The sequence below is a fragment of the Pseudomonas sp. PH1b genome (assembly GCF_000633395.1).
Classification (GTDB): Bacteria; Pseudomonadota; Gammaproteobacteria; order Pseudomonadales; family Pseudomonadaceae; genus Aquipseudomonas.
In genome coordinates this window covers 159,045-176,788 of the sequence record NZ_AYMU01000011.1, presented here as the reverse complement: position 1 = coordinate 176,788, position 17,744 = coordinate 159,045, and the positions used below count along the sequence as shown (strand labels likewise).

Sequence of the window (17,744 nt, the reverse complement as noted above, 5' to 3'; positions counted from 1 at the left end):
CCGCCAGCCTTCGCCCCCACCCGCCGAGGGCCGGGCACAGAGGCCATCGGCTCAACAGATTCGCTGCGGCCGGCCCGCTCCACCGCGGGCCCAGGCGCTCAGGTCGCGGCATCGTGGTCGCTCGCAGGCGTCGGATAACTGACATCCCGCAGCACGCCCATGTACCCCCCATAGAGATTGCCCTCCGGCAGCAGTTGCCGGGCCCGCAATTGCCGATGCACCGCATGCAAATGGTAGAACGGCATGCGCACATAAAGGTGATGTTCGATGTGATAGTGGATGGCGTGGGGGCCGAACAGGAAAGTCTGCCAGTTCGCCTGCACGATGCTGCGCGCGTTCTGGCTCTGGTCGGTGCTGACAGGCAACCCGGCGTGTTCCATGATCGCTCGCACCCGCCCCAGCAACGGCAACAGGGTAATGGCCGGCAGCAACCACAACCCCAGGTAGAGCCAGGGGTGCCCGGACCAGGCCAGCAGGCCGAACAGCAAAGCGTTGCTGGCCAGCATTGAACAGACCTCCCAGGCCATATAACCCGGGGACTTATCGACCTTGGGCATGATCGCCCGGTAGTCGCCCCGGGCGAACCTGAAAGCGCTGATGAAATAGCCCACGGCGCAGGCATCGGCCAATAGCCGCCTGACCAGCTGGCCCCTGGGCAGCGGGTAATCCCCCAGGCCAAAGACCGCGATCACCGGGTCGTCATGCACCATCGGGTCTCGATGGTGCTTGAGGTGGCCCGCGCGGTAGGTCTGCATCGACAGAAACAGCGGGCCCGCGGCAAGCAGTTGCCCCAGCAGATCGTTGAGCCTCTGTTGGCGCAACAGCACGCCATGGGCGCTTTCATGCATGATCACCGCCAGGGCCAGCTGGCTGCGGGCGATGACCAGCGCCGCCAGCAGGTAAGTCAGGGGGTGGGGCCAGAGCGCCGCGCCGACGAACGCCCCAGCGATCAAGCCCCAGTCGGCCAGCAGCGCCAGCAGGCTGATCCAGGGCTTGAGTACAAACAGCTCGGCGGCCGGGGCAAAAGCCTTCAGCGCCAGGTTGTCGCCGGCATGGGATTCAGGCTGGGACACGGGCAGTGCTTCCTTGTCGTTGGGTGGCCAGGGCACACGCCAGGGCCAGCAGCACGCCGCCGGCCACATCGATCAGCGTGTGTTGTTTGAGGGTCAGGGTCGACAGGCAGACAAGCAGGCCGACAATCGCCGTCAGCCATCTGCAAGGGCGTGCCCAGAGCGCACGGCAGGCCAGGCAGGTCACCGCCACATGCAGGCTGGGACAGCCATTGGACGGCAGGTCCAACTGCCACATCCGGGCCAGTCGCTGCTGCAGGAATGCGCTGTCGAGCGACCCGATATCAGGCCGGGGCAGCAGTTCGGGGAACAGCCAGAAGCACAGGATGGCCACTGCAAAGGCGATCCCGGTCGCGTTCCTGAAGGCCCTGAATGCCTCGGTGCTGGCATAGGCCGCCGCCAACAGCACAAAGGGAAAGAACAGCACGTACAGCCACCACGACTGAGCCACGAACGGGATCATCGAATCCAGCGCTGTGGCCCAGCTGTAGCGCGGTGTAACCAGGCGCTGCAAGCCGATGAACAGGCACAGCCCCAGCAGCAATCCCAGGCACGCCAGCAGCGCCTGTCGATACTGGGTCTCCCGGTTCAGGCGTTGCAGGAAAGGGCCCATGACCGCTCACCTAATGAATGCATGCTGGGATGTCGGGCAGTGCACAGCGGCGAACTCACAGGCTGAGCAAGCGGCCGACCCAGGCGTCGATCCGCGCCTGGGCCTGCTCGCGGCCTGTTGCAGCAGGCGCAGCGGCGACCGCTGCCGCCAATTGCTGCGCCGCCCGAGCCACCTGGCCGCGAAAGTCGGCGCCGTCGCCGCGCCAGGTGACGACCCGGTGCAGCACCTGCAACTGCGCGGCGCGAGCCGCATTGGTAGCCTGCTCGGGCTGGTCGCTGAGCACCAGGATGATGGGCCGTTGATAGACCCTGGCGATCGACAGCGCGGCCATGCCCGGCGCCGAGACCATCACCTGCGCCTGCGCTGCGCGACTGGCCCAGAGCGGGTCGACCGCCAGCCAGCCCGGGCGTCCGGCGTAGCCCTCGCCCACCCGATGCGCATCCAGCCCGGCATCGGCCAGGCCCGCACTCAAGGCATCGGCCAGAGCGGGCTCGCGAAAATGCGGGTTGAGGTACACCGCCGCGCCGGCCACGGCATCTGCCGGCAGCTCACAGGCCAAGGCCACCGGAGTCGGCAGGCGATACAGGGCCGGGGCCTGGCTGTCGTCGATCTCGTAGGCGAAGTCGTGCTCGATGCTGGCCCGCGCCGCCGTGATCTGACGGCCGACGATCCAGCCGAACAACCGCCCGAACTGGCGCGGCCACATGCCCTGGAAATTGTTCAGCAGCGCCACCTTGAGGCTCGCCCCATACACATGCACGACCTTGCGCCGCCAGCCCGGCAACATGCCCATGTAGAGCAGCGCCGGGTGGAAGGAGTCGTTGATCACCCGGTCCACACTGCGCAGCCGACGTCCCAGGCGAAGCATGTCCCGCAGCATCCGCCCGGGGCGGAACAGGTAGTGCGCGACGTTGCGATTGGTGGCCTGGCGCAGCATGTTCTGCTCGCTGTCGAACTGCACCGCATAGTGCTCCGACAGCAGCCCGGCCTCGATCCCGAAGCGCTGCAAAAAGTCCTGCCCCTGCTGCGAGGTGGTCAGCACCTCGACCTGGGCCCCGGCCGCGCGCAGTCCATGCACCAGCAATTGCGCACGCATCAGGTGGCCACGGGCATCGGCAGTGGCCAGGTAGAGAATTCGAGGGCTCATCGGCGACGGCCGCCCACACCGCCCAGCACCCAGCCGGCGACGTACATCGCCAGTGCGCCGGTCACGCCAAAACTTGCGTCGACCCTGCGGATGTCGTTCAGCAGCCGTGCCAGATGCGCCGCCTCATGGGGCGCCACGATGCGCCGCAAGGTGTTCTCGCACAGTCGCACATGGGCTTTCTCGTCCGCCAGGACCCGGGCCAGCAGCGGGTACATTTCGTGCTCGGTGCCGATCACCGCGCAGTGGCGGCGCAGCACCCGCTCGGCCATCTGCTCGGCACAGAGCCCGGTGGCGTAGGCCGGCACCAGCAAGCCCTGTTCGAAATGCACCGCGTAGCGATGGGCCAGGCGCTGCCAGCGCAAGATCTTGCGTCGGCTGAGCCAGTCCGGCTCCAGCCGGGATTCAGCGTCATCCCCGAGTTCCCCCAGGGCTTGGGCAAACAGCGCCACATGCCGGCGTTCATCGGCCAGGTGGCGCTCGACCTGCTGCTCGAGCCAGGGCGGCGACTGCGGCAGCAACTCTTCCAGCAAGGTGCGTTCGGTCGCATCCTCGCCGGCCAGGTACATGCGCAGCAACAGGCGCTCCCCCCGCACGCTGCGATGCAGGCGCCGCAGCGCGGCGCGCTTGATGCGGTCCACCAGGCGTGCCTGCAGCGCTCCCAGGCCCTGGGCCGGGGGTATGCCCAGGCAACTGAAGCCCTGCTCCGTGACGCGGTGTTCAATCACGGTCATTGTGCGGCCTGTGGGGCAGCGTCACTGACCGCTGCGGCTGCGGCCACTTGCGAGCTGCGGTGCCAGGCCAGGATCAGGCCAATGAAACTGTCACGCATGAAAGCCGAGCCTGCGACGCTGGCCGTGGGAAAGCTCTGTTCTCGGCCGTTGTAACGCAGGTAGCCCTGGCCGTTGACCGCCCCCAGTTCCAGGCTGTCACGCTTGTTCAGGCCGCGCTGGCGCACCTCCTGCAGCAAAGGGCTGTCCTCAAGCCCGAAGACAAACAGCTGGCGCTGCACCACCCATTGCGGAATCTGGCTGCTCAGGGCCTGCAGATCGAGGTTCCAGGTGCCCTTGGACAGCACCTGGTCGAGCTCGGCATCGCCCGGTTGCGATGAGGTGAAGCTGGCGCGCATCAGCGACTTGGACGCACGACCGACGCCCAGGCCGATGGTGATGTCGTCGGCCGCAGGGTTCTGCGCGTCGCTGGGACGCACCACCACAAAGTAGCTGGCCACTCGTGCAGCGATGGACGGCTGCGCCAGGACCTTGCGGGCCTGCTCGGCGCTGAACAGCACCCGCTCGCCACTGCCCTCGCGGACGCTGATGCGATACGGGTCGAGGACGATGTCACTGAAACTGCCACGCACCGGCGCGTGCACATAGGTATCGGACTTCCACACCTTGCCCGAGCGCCGCAGCAGCACCAGCAGATTCAGGGGCACGCGCTGGCCATTCTTGGCGACGCCGCTGCCATGCAGCAGCACGTCGCCGATCACCGTCTTGCTGTCATGGCCGGTATCGGCGCCGATCACGATGGAATGGGCTTGCGGGTCGACACTGGCCTGGGCATCCACCACGTCCAGGGCGATGCGGTTGCAGTTGCGATCGTTGCTGGTGGAGGTTGCACAGCCGCTGTCCGAGGCGAAGTGATACACCCCGCGACCGTTGAATTCGGCAGGTGCGGCACTGGCCTGGCCACCCAGGGCCAGCAATGCCAGGCACGCCATGGAGTAACCAAGAGAGGCAAGCGAAGGTATTTTCATCGGAACTTCCTGTAGGCACGCAGCCTGCGTGCAACGGTACGCGCGAGGCGGATCAATCCAGGTGACGGTGATAGGACAGGGCTTCACTGTGCCGGGCGCTGGCGCGACCGACGCTGATTCCCAGGCCACGGACCACGGCGCCGGCCGTGTCGAGCAGCGACATGCCGATGACCACCGCCATCGCCCCCAGGCGCCGGCCCCCGCGTACGGGCGGCAAGTCCTGATGGTTGAGGGCGCGCAGACTGTAGCCCAGGCGACCAGCCATCACGCACAAGGGGCCGATCGGCCCGCTGCGTGCCAGCCATTGCAGCCAGCCCGGCATATAGGCGCGGACCAGATAGGGCGTCAGGTCGACACTGTCGCCGCCCCTGAGCCAGCGCAGCTTGACCACCTCGCCATGGCTGTCGGGCAGGCGATGTTCGGTGTGGGCGCCCGACGCATAGGCAACCGCCACGCCTGCGGCTTGCAGACGCAGCCCCATGACCTGGCAATGGGCGCGGTAGACGCCGTCGAGCGGTTCGTAGCGGTACTGCTCGAAGGTGTCACAGCGAAAGGCCACGTTGTTCGCATAGAAGTTGCGCGTGGCGCCGGGGCACAAGGGGCTGGGGAAATACATGAAGTCGATGGCGGTCAGGGCACTGCCGGTGACGCTTGGCGCATAACTGGTGCGGCCGGCGACAGCGAGCGGCGCATCGGCCTGGGCAAAGGGCTGCAGCAGCTGCTCCAGCCATTGGTCGCAGGGAATGCAATCGGCATCGGCAAAGACCACGTACGCACAGCGTGCCTGATCGACCGCGTCGAAGCCGACATTCTTGGCATCGTAGTAACCGGTCCGGCCATCGATCTCGATAAAGTCCAAGGGCCGTCCGGCCAGTGCGCACAACGCCTGGCGTGCCGGCAGATCGAGGCCGTCGTGGGTGATGATCCACTGGCCAAGCGACTGGGGCGAGACGCTCTGTCGGGCCAATCGGGCAAGCAGCCGTTCGAGGCTGTCCAGGGCTTTGGCCCCATCCTTGCCGCCACGCAGATTGTTGGTCTCCAACACCAGCGCAGTGGCGGCGGCGATATCCTCCAGGCACTGGCCCGCGTCGTCGCGGCAAGGCAACGGCGACATCCGGTTTGTCGTTTCTTGGCTATCCATTTCGCTGTGTCTCTGAATAAAGCGGGGATGCTCAGCCACCTGCAGAACAGGCCTGGCGAACCGCTCGGGGCGCGGCACGGGCGCAATCACAGCATTATTTCCGGGATTATTCAAACGCCAAGTGCCCCCGGAGTGATGCTCCACGCAGCCGGCTCACCCAGCAGCGCTTCCAGGCTCGGGATCATTCACAAGCCCAACGAGACGCACGCCAGGTAGCCGCCGCTATCTGTGCGGAAGAAGCGATTGGATAAGGTATTCTTCGGCGCGAAACGCGCTATCACCATTGTCGGACCAGTTCGAGCGGGCAAACACCATGGACATCAAGCAACATCACCAGGACGTCTTTCACAAGATCACCATCATCCTGCAACAGGATGCAGACGGTTACCCGCCCGTCTGCGCCGAGTCTCTGTGGGGCATAAAGCAAGGCGAAACAACCTATATCGTCGACAACACGCCCTATTACATCTATGGACTCAGCAAAGGCGACCTGATTGATACGCGGCAGGAGAACAGTGAGCTGATCGCTACCGTCGTGGTTCAACAAGGAGGCCACTCTACCCTCCGAGTCTTCGCTGAAAACTCACAAGACAAAGCCAACATCATCAAGAAATTGCGGCATCTGGGTGCCCACTGTTCAGTGACTCATAGCCTGTCACTCTTCTCGGTTGACATACCGCCAGCGTGCAATTTCGAAGCTATAGATTGCTACCTGTCCTCGATAGCTGACGATGACCAGATCGCCTATGAAGACGCCTGCCTGCAACATCACGGGATCGACTTCGCCCGACAGTCGGAATGCTCATCCCTGGCATCGTTACGACGCATGACCCATTGATCATTGAACAGCGCCTGGAGAGAGCCGGCGTTGCCTGCCAGAGTTCTGGACGGCTCCAGAAAGACCCGATGACGGAATGGATCGACTCGATGGCGGAACAGACCGCAACACAAGGGTTCAGCTCAATAAAAGGCGAGCGCCATGGCACTCTATAACTTGCTCTCCGGAGAAGCCGTCACCGGCGCCGAGCATGACCTGATTGAGATCAGCTCAAGCTTGCAAGGTGTCTTTGCAAACCTTGAAAGAAATGTCGATCGCTTTGGAAACAGCAGAGGGAACGTCGTTAAATACGCGGAGAAAAATCTCCATAGAAGCCTTCTGCATCCTGAGAACGCAGGCGTTGAACTCTTCTCACAGCCTGTCCTTGCGAAGGATGAATGCGACGAAGTGTTCAACTGCGAACTGACCGCCCTATTCTCTCTGGATCGTGGCTTATCGATCAGCGCCAGCAGCAACATCTTCTCTAGTGCAGACCTGCTCACTGCATCATCGGCATGCAGTGGATTTCTGGATCGCTTTGACTACCTGTACGGCTACCGCGAAACACAAGCATTCGGAACGGGGTTTGCCCGCGGCTACCACCTGGTGGATCAAGAGCACCCGTTCCTCTGGCCCGGCAAAAAATAGATCGGCAATTGGGCAAGAATGGTCCGGGCCTCTCGACACCTCGATTTCATTCGAGATGTCTTCGATGCAAACCTGTTCTCTCCATCCAGGCTCGGGACCCTGCCCCGGGAAAAAAGAATGGCGTTATCGACCGCCACCGAACACTTTGGAAAATGCGCACCTTTCCATTCCTTCATCAGGTGGGACCTGGACAACGAAGAAAAGCCCCGTGCCAGATCCTTTCTCATCGAACACAAAGTTGGGGCCTATGTGGATGATTGACCCTGTCGCAGAAAAAGCCGGGTTGCCCGCCAACGTGATGGGCTCCAGGGCGATGGAAAATGTCGCTACCTGACTAACACTGCGCCCCTGCTTCGGGGCCGCTAGCGATCAGGTTGGCGCCACAAGCGGTCTTCATGCCGTCAAGGGCCACCGCAATACCACCGACATCCAACAGCGCACTGCCTTCTGAAATGGGAAACACCCCTTTGCACAAAGGGCACACGACCTTGTGCCCGACACCCGCCATAGGTTTACCGTTCAAGTCGGTTTGGCTGAATGCTTCAATGACCGTACCGCCATGGCTGGTACTGTCACCCAGTCGAATAATGTCCATGTCCACTCCTTGGCGACCTACAAGTCGTCCATCCAGTTTTTCTTCGGCTTCAGCTCAGCCAGAAACGCTTCCAGGCTGTAGTCCTCTTCCACAACCGGCCTCCGCGATGCTGCACGCACAGCAGTTGCGGGTTTTGCAGAGGCGCCGTCATCGCTGCTGGCGGTTTGGGGCATGAGGTTGATGCCAAATTTGTTGCCTACGGGCTTTTGCCCAGGTGTCGGTGAGGTGATGGTGATGAAGGTCGCCTGGTCCTTACGGCGCAGAGGCATGACCACGCTGGTGTCGGCATTCTGGTAACTGGCCATGGTCGCCAGCGCGATACCCAAGAACGGCGAGGCAGCGCCGGTATCGCCCAAACGCTGGGTCAAGTCGTAACCCTCGCGGGAGTCAAGCAGGTCCAGGGAACTGTGCACAGCAGTCAGAGCAGGAAGCAACTCGGCCAGCGGCGTGTTCTTCAGGCCACCGTCGTAGAACACCCGGGCCGGTGCTGGTGTAACGGCATCAGTGGCTTTTTTCCAGCCAGCGGCCAGTTGTGCGGTCAAGGCCTCGCGCTTGAGGCGCTCGCCGTTGTCCGGGCGCTGCAGGGAAATGCTGACCGGACGATGGATCTTCGCCAGCACTGGCAAGGCGTCCCATTGTTCAAAGGCCCGCTCGGTCCAGGGTTGCGGGATGAACTCCGATGGTTGGAATTCGACAGCGGGTTTACGCCAGCCCCAACCGGTGAATTCGGGATCGATCTTGTTCTGGTTGACCTTGGTGAAGGGGGCGTAATAGCGCAGCCATTCGACGCGTTCGGGGCGGCCGACGACTAGGGCGACCATGGCGTCAGTTAATTTGTCCGGCTGACGCGGCCCCGCTACAGCCCCAAGCGACTTTAATGAGACATCTCTGCTCGATAGAGCGCCAGCCATGCTTATTCCCTCATTGGCATACACCAATAGTGCAGGAAGATCGGGGTTACTCTCGAATATATGGAACAGCGACTCCATCACCCCCTCAGGCGTGTCATTACAGATAATGCCATCCTGAAAACTACGAATACGGTGCCAGTGCAACCCTGCAGGTGATCGCATGTTATTGACCATGACAGACAAGCTGCGTCGAGTTCTTTCGGGCGTGAAGCGAAGGTTCGGGGTTCTAGGATTCCAACCTTGGACCACAGTGATGGTGGGAATCGGCCACTTCTCCAGAAAATCCCTTAACCCCAGCTCCAATGCATCCGTTTCCCGTTTGTCATAGGCCATATTCTTGTCATCAGCAGTCTGGGGATACTTTTTCGGATCCATCGGCAAGATGCTGCCGACGTGCAGTGCTTCAGACTGTTGGGCGCTTTGCTCTTGCAACGCCCGCCAAACCTGCCCCTGACGAAAAACATCCAGACTCACACCGATGCTGAGCACATCCAGAGTTTCCAGCCGAGGCGACGTAGTGGGTGCACGGTAACGAGGTTCAACAGTCATGGAGGGAGCCTTCCTGGCTGAGGTATAGGCCGTCACAGGCGTAGCCGGACTGGCAAAGCAACGCTCAGAACTCAGGGGCAGCTCTGCAGCTTGGGCCCAGTGACTGAGTAACGACAGACAGCCAATAAACAACCCTATGCGATGCACCAGAACAGCCCTCTCCCTTTCCTTATCAGCAAGCGCTAGAGATCATCCATCCAATTGTCTTTAGGCTTCAGCTCAGCCAGAAACTCTTCCAGCGTGTAGTCCCCTTCCATAACTGGCATCCGCGATGCTGCAGGAGCAACCGTTGCAGGTTTTACTGAAGCACCGTCGTCACTGCTGGCGGTTTGGGGCATGAGGTTGATGCCAAATTTGTTGCCAACGGGCTTTTGCCCGGGTGTCGGTGAGGTGATGGTGATGAAGGTCGTTTGATCCTTGCGGCGCAGAGGCATGACCACGCTGGTGTCGGCATTCTGGTAACTGGCCATGGTCGCCAGCGCGATACCCACGAACGGCGAGGCAGCGCCGGTATCGCCCAAACGCTGGGTCAGGTCGTAGCCCTCGCGCGAATCGAGCAGGTCCAGTGAGCTGTGGGCAGCAGTCAGAGCAGGAAGCAACTCGGCCAGTGGCGTGCTCTTCAGGCCACCGTCGTAGAACACCCGGGTCGGTGCTGGTGTAACGGCATCAGTGGCTTTTTTCCAGCCAGCGGCCAGTTGTGCGGTCAAGGCCTCGCGCTTGAGGCGCTCGCCGTTGTCCGGGCGCTGCAGGGAAATGCTGACCGGACGATGGATCTTCGCCAGCACTGGCAAGGCGTCCCATTGTTCAAAGGCCCGCTCGGTCCAGGGTTGCGGGATGAACTCCGAAGGTTGGAATTCGACAGCGGGTTTACGCCAGCCCCAACCGGTGAATTCGGGATCGATGGGGTTCTTGTTGACCTTGGTGAAGGGGGCGTAATAACGCAGCCATTCGACGCGTTCGGGACGGCCGATGATCAGGGCGACCATTGAGTCGGTGGGTTCACCGGGTTTACGTGGCCCAGGCCCACCAATCAATGGAGCCTTTCTGGCGGAAAGCGCATATGACATGTTGAATCCTTCATTGGCGTAAACCAGTACTGCAGGAAGATCAGGATAAAACTCGAAGAGTTGAAATATATTTTCGACTAAACCTTCGGGCGAGTCATTGCAGATAACACCGTCCTGAAGATTACGAATTCGGTGCCAATGCAAGCCTGCAGGTATCCGCATGTTATTGACCATTACAGACAAACTGCGCCTAGTTCTTTCAGGCGCATAACGCAGATTCGGTGTTTCAGCGCTCCAGCCGCGAACCACCGTGATAGTAGGAATCGGCCACTTTTCCAAAAAAAACTTCAGTCCCAACTCCAATGCATCAGCTTTTCGTTTGGCATAAGCCATGTCTTTGTCATCGGCAATTACCGGATACTTTTTTGGATCCATGGGCAAGATACTGCCGACGTGTAAAGCCTCGAGCTGTTTAGCATTTTGCTCTTGCAAAGCCTGCCAGGCCTGTCCTTGCCGAAATACATCCAGGCTCATGCCAATGCTGAGCACATCCAGAGTTTCCAAACGAGGCGAAGCAGTGGGTGCACGGTAGCGAGTTTCAACTGTCATGGTGGAAGCCTTCTTGGCCGAGGAATAGGCAATCACGGGCGTGGCCGAACTGGCAAAGCAGCGAATAGACGTCAATGAGGATTCGGCGGCCTGAATCAGTTGGCTGGTCAGGAGCAAGCCGGAGAGGGCCCCATACGCAAGCATGCGGCGCATCAGACGGGCCCTCCAGGACGGACGGGATGGCCCGCTTTGCGTTCCGTCAGAGACTGGGTGAATACCAGGGAAGGCATTTGGTCCTTCACGGCATCAGGAAGCTCACCAGTTACGCGATACGTGGCTGTCGAGTTAATCAGGTCAAAATCCCTAGGCTCCTCTTGACGATAAAGTGCCTCCACTGCTTCGTCTGGCTGGTCTTGTTCTACCTCAATATCTTTATTGGCAGACTCATCAATAATTTCCCAATCCAACCGCCAATCCGCCACTCGACACAAATACGCATAGAACGTCACATCATCCACGCTCTCCCCCGCCCCTATCGCCACGTCATACGCCAGCACTCGTCGGCTATGCTCCGGGTTGTTTGGAATGGCCGAGTGAAAAGACAGCGCTTCCTCGTGCTCCTTGTTCTTGCCTCCACTTTGCAGGCGCAGACGTGCCTCGTAGGGGGTCTCTGAACGAGTCACCAGCACCTTGCCGCTGTCTGTCGCTCGAGCGGCAAACACATGGGTGGTTTCAGATATTTCCTTGCCTTCATTGAGGGCCTCCTGAACGCTGCCAATATCACGCCCGTGCTTGAAGGCGACGGTTTCGTCAATAGACTCCAGCCGGGTGTGCTTGGCACTTTCGGGAGACCAGGCCTTGTTGCTTACTGCGATAGCTGCATCGATGGGCGCCAGTTTGTCTTTGACCTGATAAACGCCACTGTTTGAGTCCGCCCCCGGCATGACCACCGTGCCATCGGCGTCAAAGTTGGTTTCAACGGGCACCGGCAACAACGGCGCGGTCAGCATCACCGACTTCCCTTGCTCAAGAGAGGCGCGGGCCACGGACATCCGCTGCTTGTACGGCAGACCGGCGTCTTCCCAAGTGTCCTCCCCCTTGAGCAGCAATGGGTAGACATAGGGTGGCGTGTGCAAACCGATCAGTTCCTTTTCACCGCCGCGCTTGCGCAGGGTAAAGATTCGTTGATGAAAGCTCATCGGCAAGGTTCGGCGCAGTGGCTTGCCATACAGGTGCTCGTCAACGCCCTGCCAGCCGATCCCCTGGACGTTGGCCAGGCCTACGGTCTGGTCCTGAGGGGTGAAATACAGGTAGACGCTGCCTCGGTTGTCACGCTCGTTGAAGGCAATGCTCTTGGCGTCAATCGTGGTTTCGCAGGCTTTGCCACCGGTCCAGCCAGGCCCTCCAATGGCGCCATAACCCTGGCAGTTCTTGAGGGCGATACTCGACAAGGCCGGGTACGGATTGGGCGCTCCGGTCATGAACTTCAGGATGGCATCAAGGGTCGCAAGGCGCGCCTGCGCAGTCTGCTGCCCCCCAAAGGCCTGAAGCTTCTCCATGTTGGGTTCACGCAGGCTATAGGGCGAGTTGATCATCACCACGCCGTCGGCCGGCCGCACCTTGTCCTCATTGAGAAATGCATGGGCCAGTAGCGTGATGAGCGTGCCTTGGCTGTGGCCCACCACATTCACTGTGTCGTTGGGGTAGCGCTTGCGGATGATCCTGATCAGCATCGCCAGGCGCATCGCCGCCAGCACCATGTAGCGCCGTCCAGGCGCGGAGAACAATGGGTGAGTCAGCTCTCCGGCAAACAGATCCAGGGAAATGAAGCCAAACAGCTTGCCGTTGAAGCCCTTGCCCCACATGTCCGGAAGGTTGGTGGTGGCATTGACGAAGTGCCCCCCCTCCAGCGTACCCGCCTTGTCCAGGCGGTTTTTATTGCGATCCATCCACTCGCCGTGGGGCGCATCCTTGATGATGTGCTGCTCCTCCTCGCGAAAGCCCCAATAGAACGGAATGACCACGCTTCGGGTGTCGGCGCCATTGGCCGAGGCACTGAATTTGCGCCGGTAGTACACCGCGTCGGGGTTGCTGGCCTTGCCCTCATCGTCCTCGGGCAGGCTGTAGCCGGCCGGGCGCAACAAGCCTGGATTACTCATGCCATTGGCCAGGGTCGGCGACATGTCCAGGCGTTCGTTGAGCCCCTCGCACAGGCCGCGCTCGATGCGCTCGTAGCAACCGGCAAGGTCGTTGACGCCATGCACCACGATGGTCACGCAGGGTTTGGGCGGTGGCGCGATCAGGTGGACGTCACCACCGCCCGGCAGGGTGATCGCTTCACCTGTGCAAATGGTCCTCATCCGTACGGCGTCATTCATCGTGCATGTCTTCCTTGATGTTGCTCTGCGATCCTTCGAACCCGGCAATCTGCGCGAGCCAGGACTTGCAAGGCGTCAGGTTTATCTTCCAGACAAAACTCGGTAACGGTGTTGTCGACAGTCTGCTGGTGCTGTCGGCTCCGCTCGTTGAAGTTGTGGATTCAGGGCGGTCATTGCCGCTCTTCGGCATTTCTTCGAGCCAGGCAAAGCGCCGGATCCTGGATTTGCCACACGCCGTCGTCTTCTATCACGCAAAACTCCAAGAAGGTGCTAGAGACCGTCTGTTTGTGCCAGCGACTGCGCTCATTGAAGTAAATACCAAGGTTGTAACTGCCTCCTGGCTGCAACGCTTCGGGGTTCATCGTTCTGACAACCGCACCTGGGTAGTCCCCTAACAACACTATTCGGGGTTGAATCCAACCGTCGGGAAGGTCAATGTCCCATAGGGTTTCGTAGCATTGGGCTCCAGTCCGACGACAAAGAAATACTTGATTGATTTCAAGGTTGTTGGTATCGGCCAGCAGAAGTCGAAGATCAGCTACCGGATGACCAGACTCCATCGTCACGGGAACATTCGGAGGGCGCTTGGACACGGCCCATGCTGGAGACTGCACCAACAACACAGCACACAACACAGTACGAATCAGACTTTTCATGATTCAGTACCCCGCCGGAAAATTGCCCAATACAGGCTTGAGCTTCGTCAGTACCTGAGTGTTTCCAGAGTCCAGGCCTTGGTAGTAATCACGCACAATGTCTCCTTGCTGCTCGATGTTGTAGTCCTTGAGCGTCTTCCCAGGCTCCACCTGATACTGGTACTGGTCTCCTATCAGGAACTGCTTTGCCTGCTGGTAGGCGCCCACCAACAGCACATTTACGCCGTGCTGGTGTTGCCATACGTGGGTCATTTCGTGAATGAACAAGCCCCGGTCATTGGCCGGCAGCAGGCTCCAGTCGGCCACACCTCGCAAGTCCTGCCCGAAGTAGATGTGCCCGTTGGGCGCCATTACGTAGTTCTTGCCCTGCCACGGCACATAGTCCTCATCACGCAAGCGCACCTTGTCGTAATCGATAGAGTCGCCAAACACACGTTTCGCCAGAGTGATCTCTCCCTCCGTCAGGGCCCGCCCTTTTTCACTATCAGGTTCGGAGAAAGCCTTGGCCACAAGAGCGGCCACTCCCGCTGCCGCAGCGGCCGCAACCAATGGCGTGCTCGAACGCTTCATGCTCACATTGGCAATACTCATGGCATCTTTCTGCAACAGCTGCGTCGCGCCTTGTGCATCGGTCACGCCTTCGACAATTTCACCATTGGCCAGGGTGATCTTGTAAGGCACGTTGGGCATGGCCGACTGGCCATCGATCTGCTTGAGCATGAAGCGCCGCTGGGTATCGCCCACGTTGAAGTTCGGCAACTGCGCCGCAAGGCTGGCCCCGCCGACGAGGCTGTGTTTAGCCGCCTTGACCGTAAAATTCCCCGGCATGCCCAGCTCGATGTTGCCGCCCTTGAGCGTCAGGTAGGCGCCGCCGCACATCAGGGTGATGTGCTCCTTGGCGGAGACCAGCACGTGCTGCTTGCCCGCACTGACTTCCACGCTCTGATCCGCCTCCAGGCGAATGCTGTTCTGTTGCGCCTGCAGCAACATCAGCCCCTGGTGGGTGATGTGGCGCATCTCGCCGCTCTGGGCGAACAGGCCAAGGTCGGTACCAGCATTGACCACGAATTTCTGCCCCGAGGTGAGCTGCTGGTTCTGCTGGGCGACGCTGTCAATATGCTCGCCCGCCGCCAGGGTGACGCTCCTGGGAGACACCGCGGCGATACCCGCCTGGCCACTCAGGGCAATGGCCGGGTTGCCGCCGTTGCTCTGCTGCGACTCGTCGTTGGCGCCATGCCCCAGGTCGCGTACCGCCTCGCTGAGGGTTTTCTGTGACTCGGTGTCGTGCCCGACACCTTGATGGTCTTGCGCATAGTCACCCAGCCCCTTGGCCAGTTGCAGCGCGGCCTCCAGCACTTGAATCGCCGCGCCACGCTGCAGTTGCCCGGCACTGGCCTGCAGTTGCGCCTCGGTGCTGAGCAGCAGCCCCTTGGCCGCGCGCAGGGCGCCGCGCTCGTCGGTGCGCAGCTCAAAACCCTCGCCACGCGGCGCGCCACCTTCGGGCCGGGGATGGGTCAGGTACCCCAGGTGCAAGGCGCTGCTGCCGTGGTCGCTCATCAAGGCCGCACTGATCTGCTGTGTAGTGTCATCGATGCGCAGTTCGCTGGCCCGGCTGCCCTTGTGTTCCTTGCTCTTGATGGTGCTGAGGATCTTGTGATCCGGCAGGCGGTAGGGCGGCATATGGCTGGCCCGGTAGGTACGGCCCGTGATGATCGGCTGGTCACAGTCGCCATCCAGATAATCGACTATGACTTCCTGGCCAATGCGCGGGATCGCCATATGGCCCCACTCAGCCCCCGCCCAGTTCTGTGAAACCCGAATCCAGCAGGAACTGAAGCCGTTGTTTTGTCCCTCCCGGTCCCAGGGGAACTGAATCTTCACCCGGCCATATTCATCGGTATGGATTTCCTCGCCTTCCGGACCCACCACCGTGGCCACCTGCGGCCCGTCGATGACTGGCTTGGGCAGTGGCATCGGCCGCCATTCGCAGTCCTCGGCAATGATCTGGGCGCTGAAGTCGTAACTCACGCCCATCTCGGCGCCAGCCGCTTCTTCTTGCTGGCTGGCGTGCTGTATCCCTTTGTGGGTAATACGTACCGAGCGCCACCAGCGGTTGAAATCGCTGCGGGGGTGCCCGGTCAGCTGGAAGGAAAAACCCGGAATCAGCCGCGGATCATCCCCTTGCACCGTCGCTACACGGGCATCGCGGCGATGGCCCAGCAGGCGGTTTTCGGTGAAGGCTTTGCCGACTGCGCTGGTCTTGTAGCGGCCTGGGTAATCGTAGCGTTCATAGCGTTGAGCCTGGTGCTCAAGATCGTCGCCGAGCCGTCTCTGCTGCTGGTCGAAGGCCGGGCGCTTGAAGCTGTAGTCGCGCTGCGTCTGCTCGGCGGTGCACACGGTTTCCGTGTAGCTGAACCCGTACAGCACAGGTTGCGTGGCATCCCCGGCCGGCTGCGTGGTGTACAGCACCGGCGCCCCCGGGATGCGCTCCTGAACGTATAACTTGTCACCCTGAACCAGAGTGTGGCTGTTTGCATCGTGTTTGAAAAAATAGAACAGGCCTTCCTCGGTGGACAGGCGGTCAAACAGATAGAGGTCGGTGTCTCCGGCCTGGACGCAGTATTCACGAGGCGCATGTTCGGTGTGGATATAGGGTTGGTAGGCAAGAACGCCGTGCTCGTCCAGCAGCGACTTGAGGATATCGGGCACCGTTTTTTGCTGAAAAATACGCCAGTCGGAACTCAGCGCCAGCCGGGCCAGTTGCGGCTCCACCAGCAGCGAGTACCGGGTGCGACGAAAACCGGTTTTACCCTGGGTGAAGCGGGTGACCAGGCCATGCACATGGCGGACCTGCATGCCGCCTTGCCAGAGGGTCAGCAGGGCCGGCTGGTCGAGGATCTGGCCGAAGTCGATCGCAGCGTTTTCACTCGCCAGTTCGAGGGTCAACCGATAAGGCTCGGACAAGGCCTCTTCGAGGGTGAACTCCACAACCTCGAACGCCACCTGCGCGGTCAGCACGGAAAAAGTGAACTGCAAATCCCTTTGACGCATACCACCCCTCTCCACTCTGTGAAGTGCTCACTGGCACTCTCTTTCCGATCCCTACCCTACTCGACTGAGGACCAGAGCGTCTTCCCCATCCCTCCCCAAAGCGCCAACCCCATCGACCAGCCCTGCTGGCCGAGGGGTTGAATCACTGCGCCGGGCTTAGCCGGCAACCGGGGTACGCCAGTCATCGGACCCCGAAGTGCCGGATACTTCATGGGTCCAGGTGATCTTGCGGTAGGTGAACTCGACGTCCTCCAAGTGGGTGAAATGTGCGTTAGACGGGTCCTGGCAGTTGTGCATGTAGTCTTTGATGTCAACGATGATCGCGTCTTCCAGGGTGGTGGTGAAGTAGTGCTCCTGGGTGCCAGCGGCGGAGGTGCGGAACCACTGAATCTCGATCTTGCTCAGGCGCTCGCCGGAGGTCAGGGCGGCCAGCAGCAACGGTGACGCCTTGTCGAAAACCTTGGTGATCTTCACCGGCTTGTGCACCCGCTGGCCGGTGGGCTGACCGGACTGCGGATCGCGGGGGATGATCACTTCGTGGCTGAAGCCCTGGACCATGACCTGATCTTCGTGACCTTCCTGGTAGGTGTTGCCAACGGAGTCAGCGGTGAAGGCACCGGCAGTGATCAAGCCTTGCTTGGTACCGGTGACGGACATGTACGCTGGGGTTGCCATTGTTGCTCTCCTTGCTTGGACATACGGAAAAACCGGAGGCCTGAATGGCCGGCCGGGCCCTGGGGACATCTCAAGAGTCATGCCAGTTTAAAAATAAATGTTGTTAATCAATCACTTGCTAAAAAACCATGGTTGACAGGATGTTTTCAGCACGAATTTCCACAGAAAGTGCGCAAGAAGT

At 60.8% G+C, this 17,744-nt stretch carries 15 protein-coding genes; 2 read left to right on the top strand and 13 right to left on the bottom strand.

Annotated features, from left to right (window positions below):
• Window positions 1-98: 98 nt before the first annotated feature.
• From U873_RS0119525 to U873_RS0119500, 6 genes are read right to left on the bottom strand one after another with little or no spacing between them, the layout of a single operon-like run.
• Window positions 99-1,073 carry a fatty acid desaturase family protein gene (locus U873_RS0119525; protein ID WP_025129844.1) on the bottom strand — a complete coding sequence of 325 codons (975 nt, stop codon included), beginning with the start codon at window positions 1,071-1,073 and terminating at the stop codon, window positions 99-101.
• A complete protein-coding gene (locus tag U873_RS0119520) occupies window positions 1,060-1,683 on the bottom strand; it encodes a phosphatase PAP2 family protein (protein ID WP_025129843.1) in 624 nt (207 codons plus the stop codon). The genes U873_RS0119525 and U873_RS0119520 overlap by 14 nt, the downstream gene beginning before the upstream one ends.
• Before the next feature lie 55 nt (window positions 1,684-1,738).
• The gene (locus U873_RS0119515) at window positions 1,739-2,830 is read right to left on the bottom strand and encodes a hypothetical protein (RefSeq protein WP_025129842.1); all 1,092 of its coding nucleotides are present in this window, start codon (window positions 2,828-2,830) and stop codon (window positions 1,739-1,741) included.
• Window positions 2,827-3,561, bottom strand: coding sequence for a hypothetical protein (locus U873_RS0119510; protein WP_025129841.1), 735 nt, complete (start codon window positions 3,559-3,561; stop codon window positions 2,827-2,829). Before U873_RS0119510 ends, U873_RS0119515 begins: the two co-directional genes overlap by 4 nt.
• The gene (locus tag U873_RS0119505) at window positions 3,558-4,586 is read right to left on the bottom strand and encodes a hypothetical protein (RefSeq protein WP_025129840.1); all 1,029 of its coding nucleotides are present in this window, start codon (window positions 4,584-4,586) and stop codon (window positions 3,558-3,560) included. Before U873_RS0119505 ends, U873_RS0119510 begins: the two co-directional genes overlap by 4 nt.
• 52 nt (window positions 4,587-4,638) lie before the next feature.
• A complete protein-coding gene (locus U873_RS0119500) occupies window positions 4,639-5,700 on the bottom strand; it encodes a glycosyltransferase family 2 protein (protein WP_025129839.1) in 1,062 nt (353 codons plus the stop codon).
• Between the two features lie 340 nt (window positions 5,701-6,040).
• Between U873_RS0119500 and U873_RS0119495 the strand changes: the two genes are divergently transcribed.
• Window positions 6,041-6,565 (top strand): DUF4265 domain-containing protein, encoded by a 525-nt coding sequence (locus tag U873_RS0119495; RefSeq protein WP_025129838.1) that lies wholly within the window; start codon window positions 6,041-6,043, stop codon window positions 6,563-6,565.
• A gap of 141 nt (window positions 6,566-6,706) precedes the next feature.
• Complete coding sequence (locus tag U873_RS0119490; RefSeq protein ID WP_025129837.1) at window positions 6,707-7,192, top strand: hypothetical protein; 486 nt, start codon at window positions 6,707-6,709, stop codon at window positions 7,190-7,192.
• Window positions 7,193-7,526: 334 nt separating this feature from the next.
• On the opposite strand, the gene U873_RS0119485 is transcribed toward U873_RS0119490, so the two are convergent.
• The 7 genes from U873_RS0119485 to U873_RS0119455 all read right to left on the bottom strand — a co-directional run bounded on the left by U873_RS0119485 (window position 7,527) and on the right by U873_RS0119455 (window position 17,563).
• Window positions 7,527-7,787 carry a PAAR domain-containing protein gene (locus tag U873_RS0119485; RefSeq protein ID WP_025129836.1) on the bottom strand — a complete coding sequence of 87 codons (261 nt, stop codon included), beginning with the start codon at window positions 7,785-7,787 and terminating at the stop codon, window positions 7,527-7,529.
• Window positions 7,788-7,804: 17 nt separating this feature from the next.
• Complete coding sequence (locus U873_RS35320) at window positions 7,805-9,394, bottom strand: DUF2875 family protein (RefSeq protein ID WP_371261321.1); 1,590 nt, start codon at window positions 9,392-9,394, stop codon at window positions 7,805-7,807.
• Between the two features lie 35 nt (window positions 9,395-9,429).
• Complete coding sequence (locus U873_RS35315; protein ID WP_115658628.1) at window positions 9,430-11,016, bottom strand: DUF2875 family protein; 1,587 nt, start codon at window positions 11,014-11,016, stop codon at window positions 9,430-9,432.
• Window positions 11,016-13,181: a DUF3274 domain-containing protein gene (locus tag U873_RS0119470; protein WP_025129833.1), complete on the bottom strand. Its 2,166-nt coding sequence runs from the start codon at window positions 13,179-13,181 to the stop codon at window positions 11,016-11,018. The genes U873_RS35315 and U873_RS0119470 overlap by 1 nt, the downstream gene beginning before the upstream one ends.
• A gap of 170 nt (window positions 13,182-13,351) precedes the next feature.
• Complete coding sequence (locus U873_RS35310; RefSeq protein ID WP_081818684.1) at window positions 13,352-13,837, bottom strand: hypothetical protein; 486 nt, start codon at window positions 13,835-13,837, stop codon at window positions 13,352-13,354.
• Between the two features lie 3 nt (window positions 13,838-13,840).
• A complete protein-coding gene (locus U873_RS0119460) occupies window positions 13,841-16,888 on the bottom strand; it encodes a type VI secretion system Vgr family protein (protein ID WP_025129831.1) in 3,048 nt (1,015 codons plus the stop codon).
• Between the two features lie 156 nt (window positions 16,889-17,044).
• On the bottom strand, window positions 17,045-17,563 hold the full coding sequence (locus tag U873_RS0119455; protein ID WP_025129830.1) for an Hcp family type VI secretion system effector: 519 nt from the start codon (window positions 17,561-17,563) through the stop codon (window positions 17,045-17,047).
• Window positions 17,564-17,744: the final 181 nt, after the last annotated feature.

Bases quoted from the DNA above. Each gene is read 5' to 3' on its own strand.
- U873_RS0119520 (WP_025129843.1), bottom strand. From the start codon at position 1,683: ATGGGCCCTTTCCTGCAACGCCTGAACCGGGAGACCCAGTATCGACAG.
- U873_RS0119515 (WP_025129842.1), bottom strand. From the start codon at position 2,830: ATGAGCCCTCGAATTCTCTACCTGGCCACTGCCGATGCCCGTGGCCAC.
- U873_RS0119510 (WP_025129841.1), bottom strand. From the start codon at position 3,561: ATGACCGTGATTGAACACCGCGTCACGGAGCAGGGCTTCAGTTGCCTG.
- U873_RS0119505 (WP_025129840.1), bottom strand. From the start codon at position 4,586: ATGAAAATACCTTCGCTTGCCTCTCTTGGTTACTCCATGGCGTGCCTG.
- U873_RS0119500 (WP_025129839.1), bottom strand. From the start codon at position 5,700: ATGTCGCCGTTGCCTTGCCGCGACGACGCGGGCCAGTGCCTGGAGGAT.
- U873_RS0119495 (WP_025129838.1), top strand. From the start codon at position 6,041: ATGGACATCAAGCAACATCACCAGGACGTCTTTCACAAGATCACCATC.
- U873_RS0119490 (WP_025129837.1), top strand. From the start codon at position 6,707: ATGGCACTCTATAACTTGCTCTCCGGAGAAGCCGTCACCGGCGCCGAG.
- U873_RS0119485 (WP_025129836.1), bottom strand. From the start codon at position 7,787: ATGGACATTATTCGACTGGGTGACAGTACCAGCCATGGCGGTACGGTC.
- U873_RS35315 (WP_115658628.1), bottom strand. From the start codon at position 11,016: ATGCGCCGCATGCTTGCGTATGGGGCCCTCTCCGGCTTGCTCCTGACC.
- U873_RS0119470 (WP_025129833.1), bottom strand. From the start codon at position 13,181: ATGAATGACGCCGTACGGATGAGGACCATTTGCACAGGTGAAGCGATC.
- U873_RS35310 (WP_081818684.1), bottom strand. From the start codon at position 13,837: ATGAAAAGTCTGATTCGTACTGTGTTGTGTGCTGTGTTGTTGGTGCAG.
- U873_RS0119460 (WP_025129831.1), bottom strand. From the start codon at position 16,888: ATGCGTCAAAGGGATTTGCAGTTCACTTTTTCCGTGCTGACCGCGCAG.
- U873_RS0119455 (WP_025129830.1), bottom strand. From the start codon at position 17,563: ATGGCAACCCCAGCGTACATGTCCGTCACCGGTACCAAGCAAGGCTTG.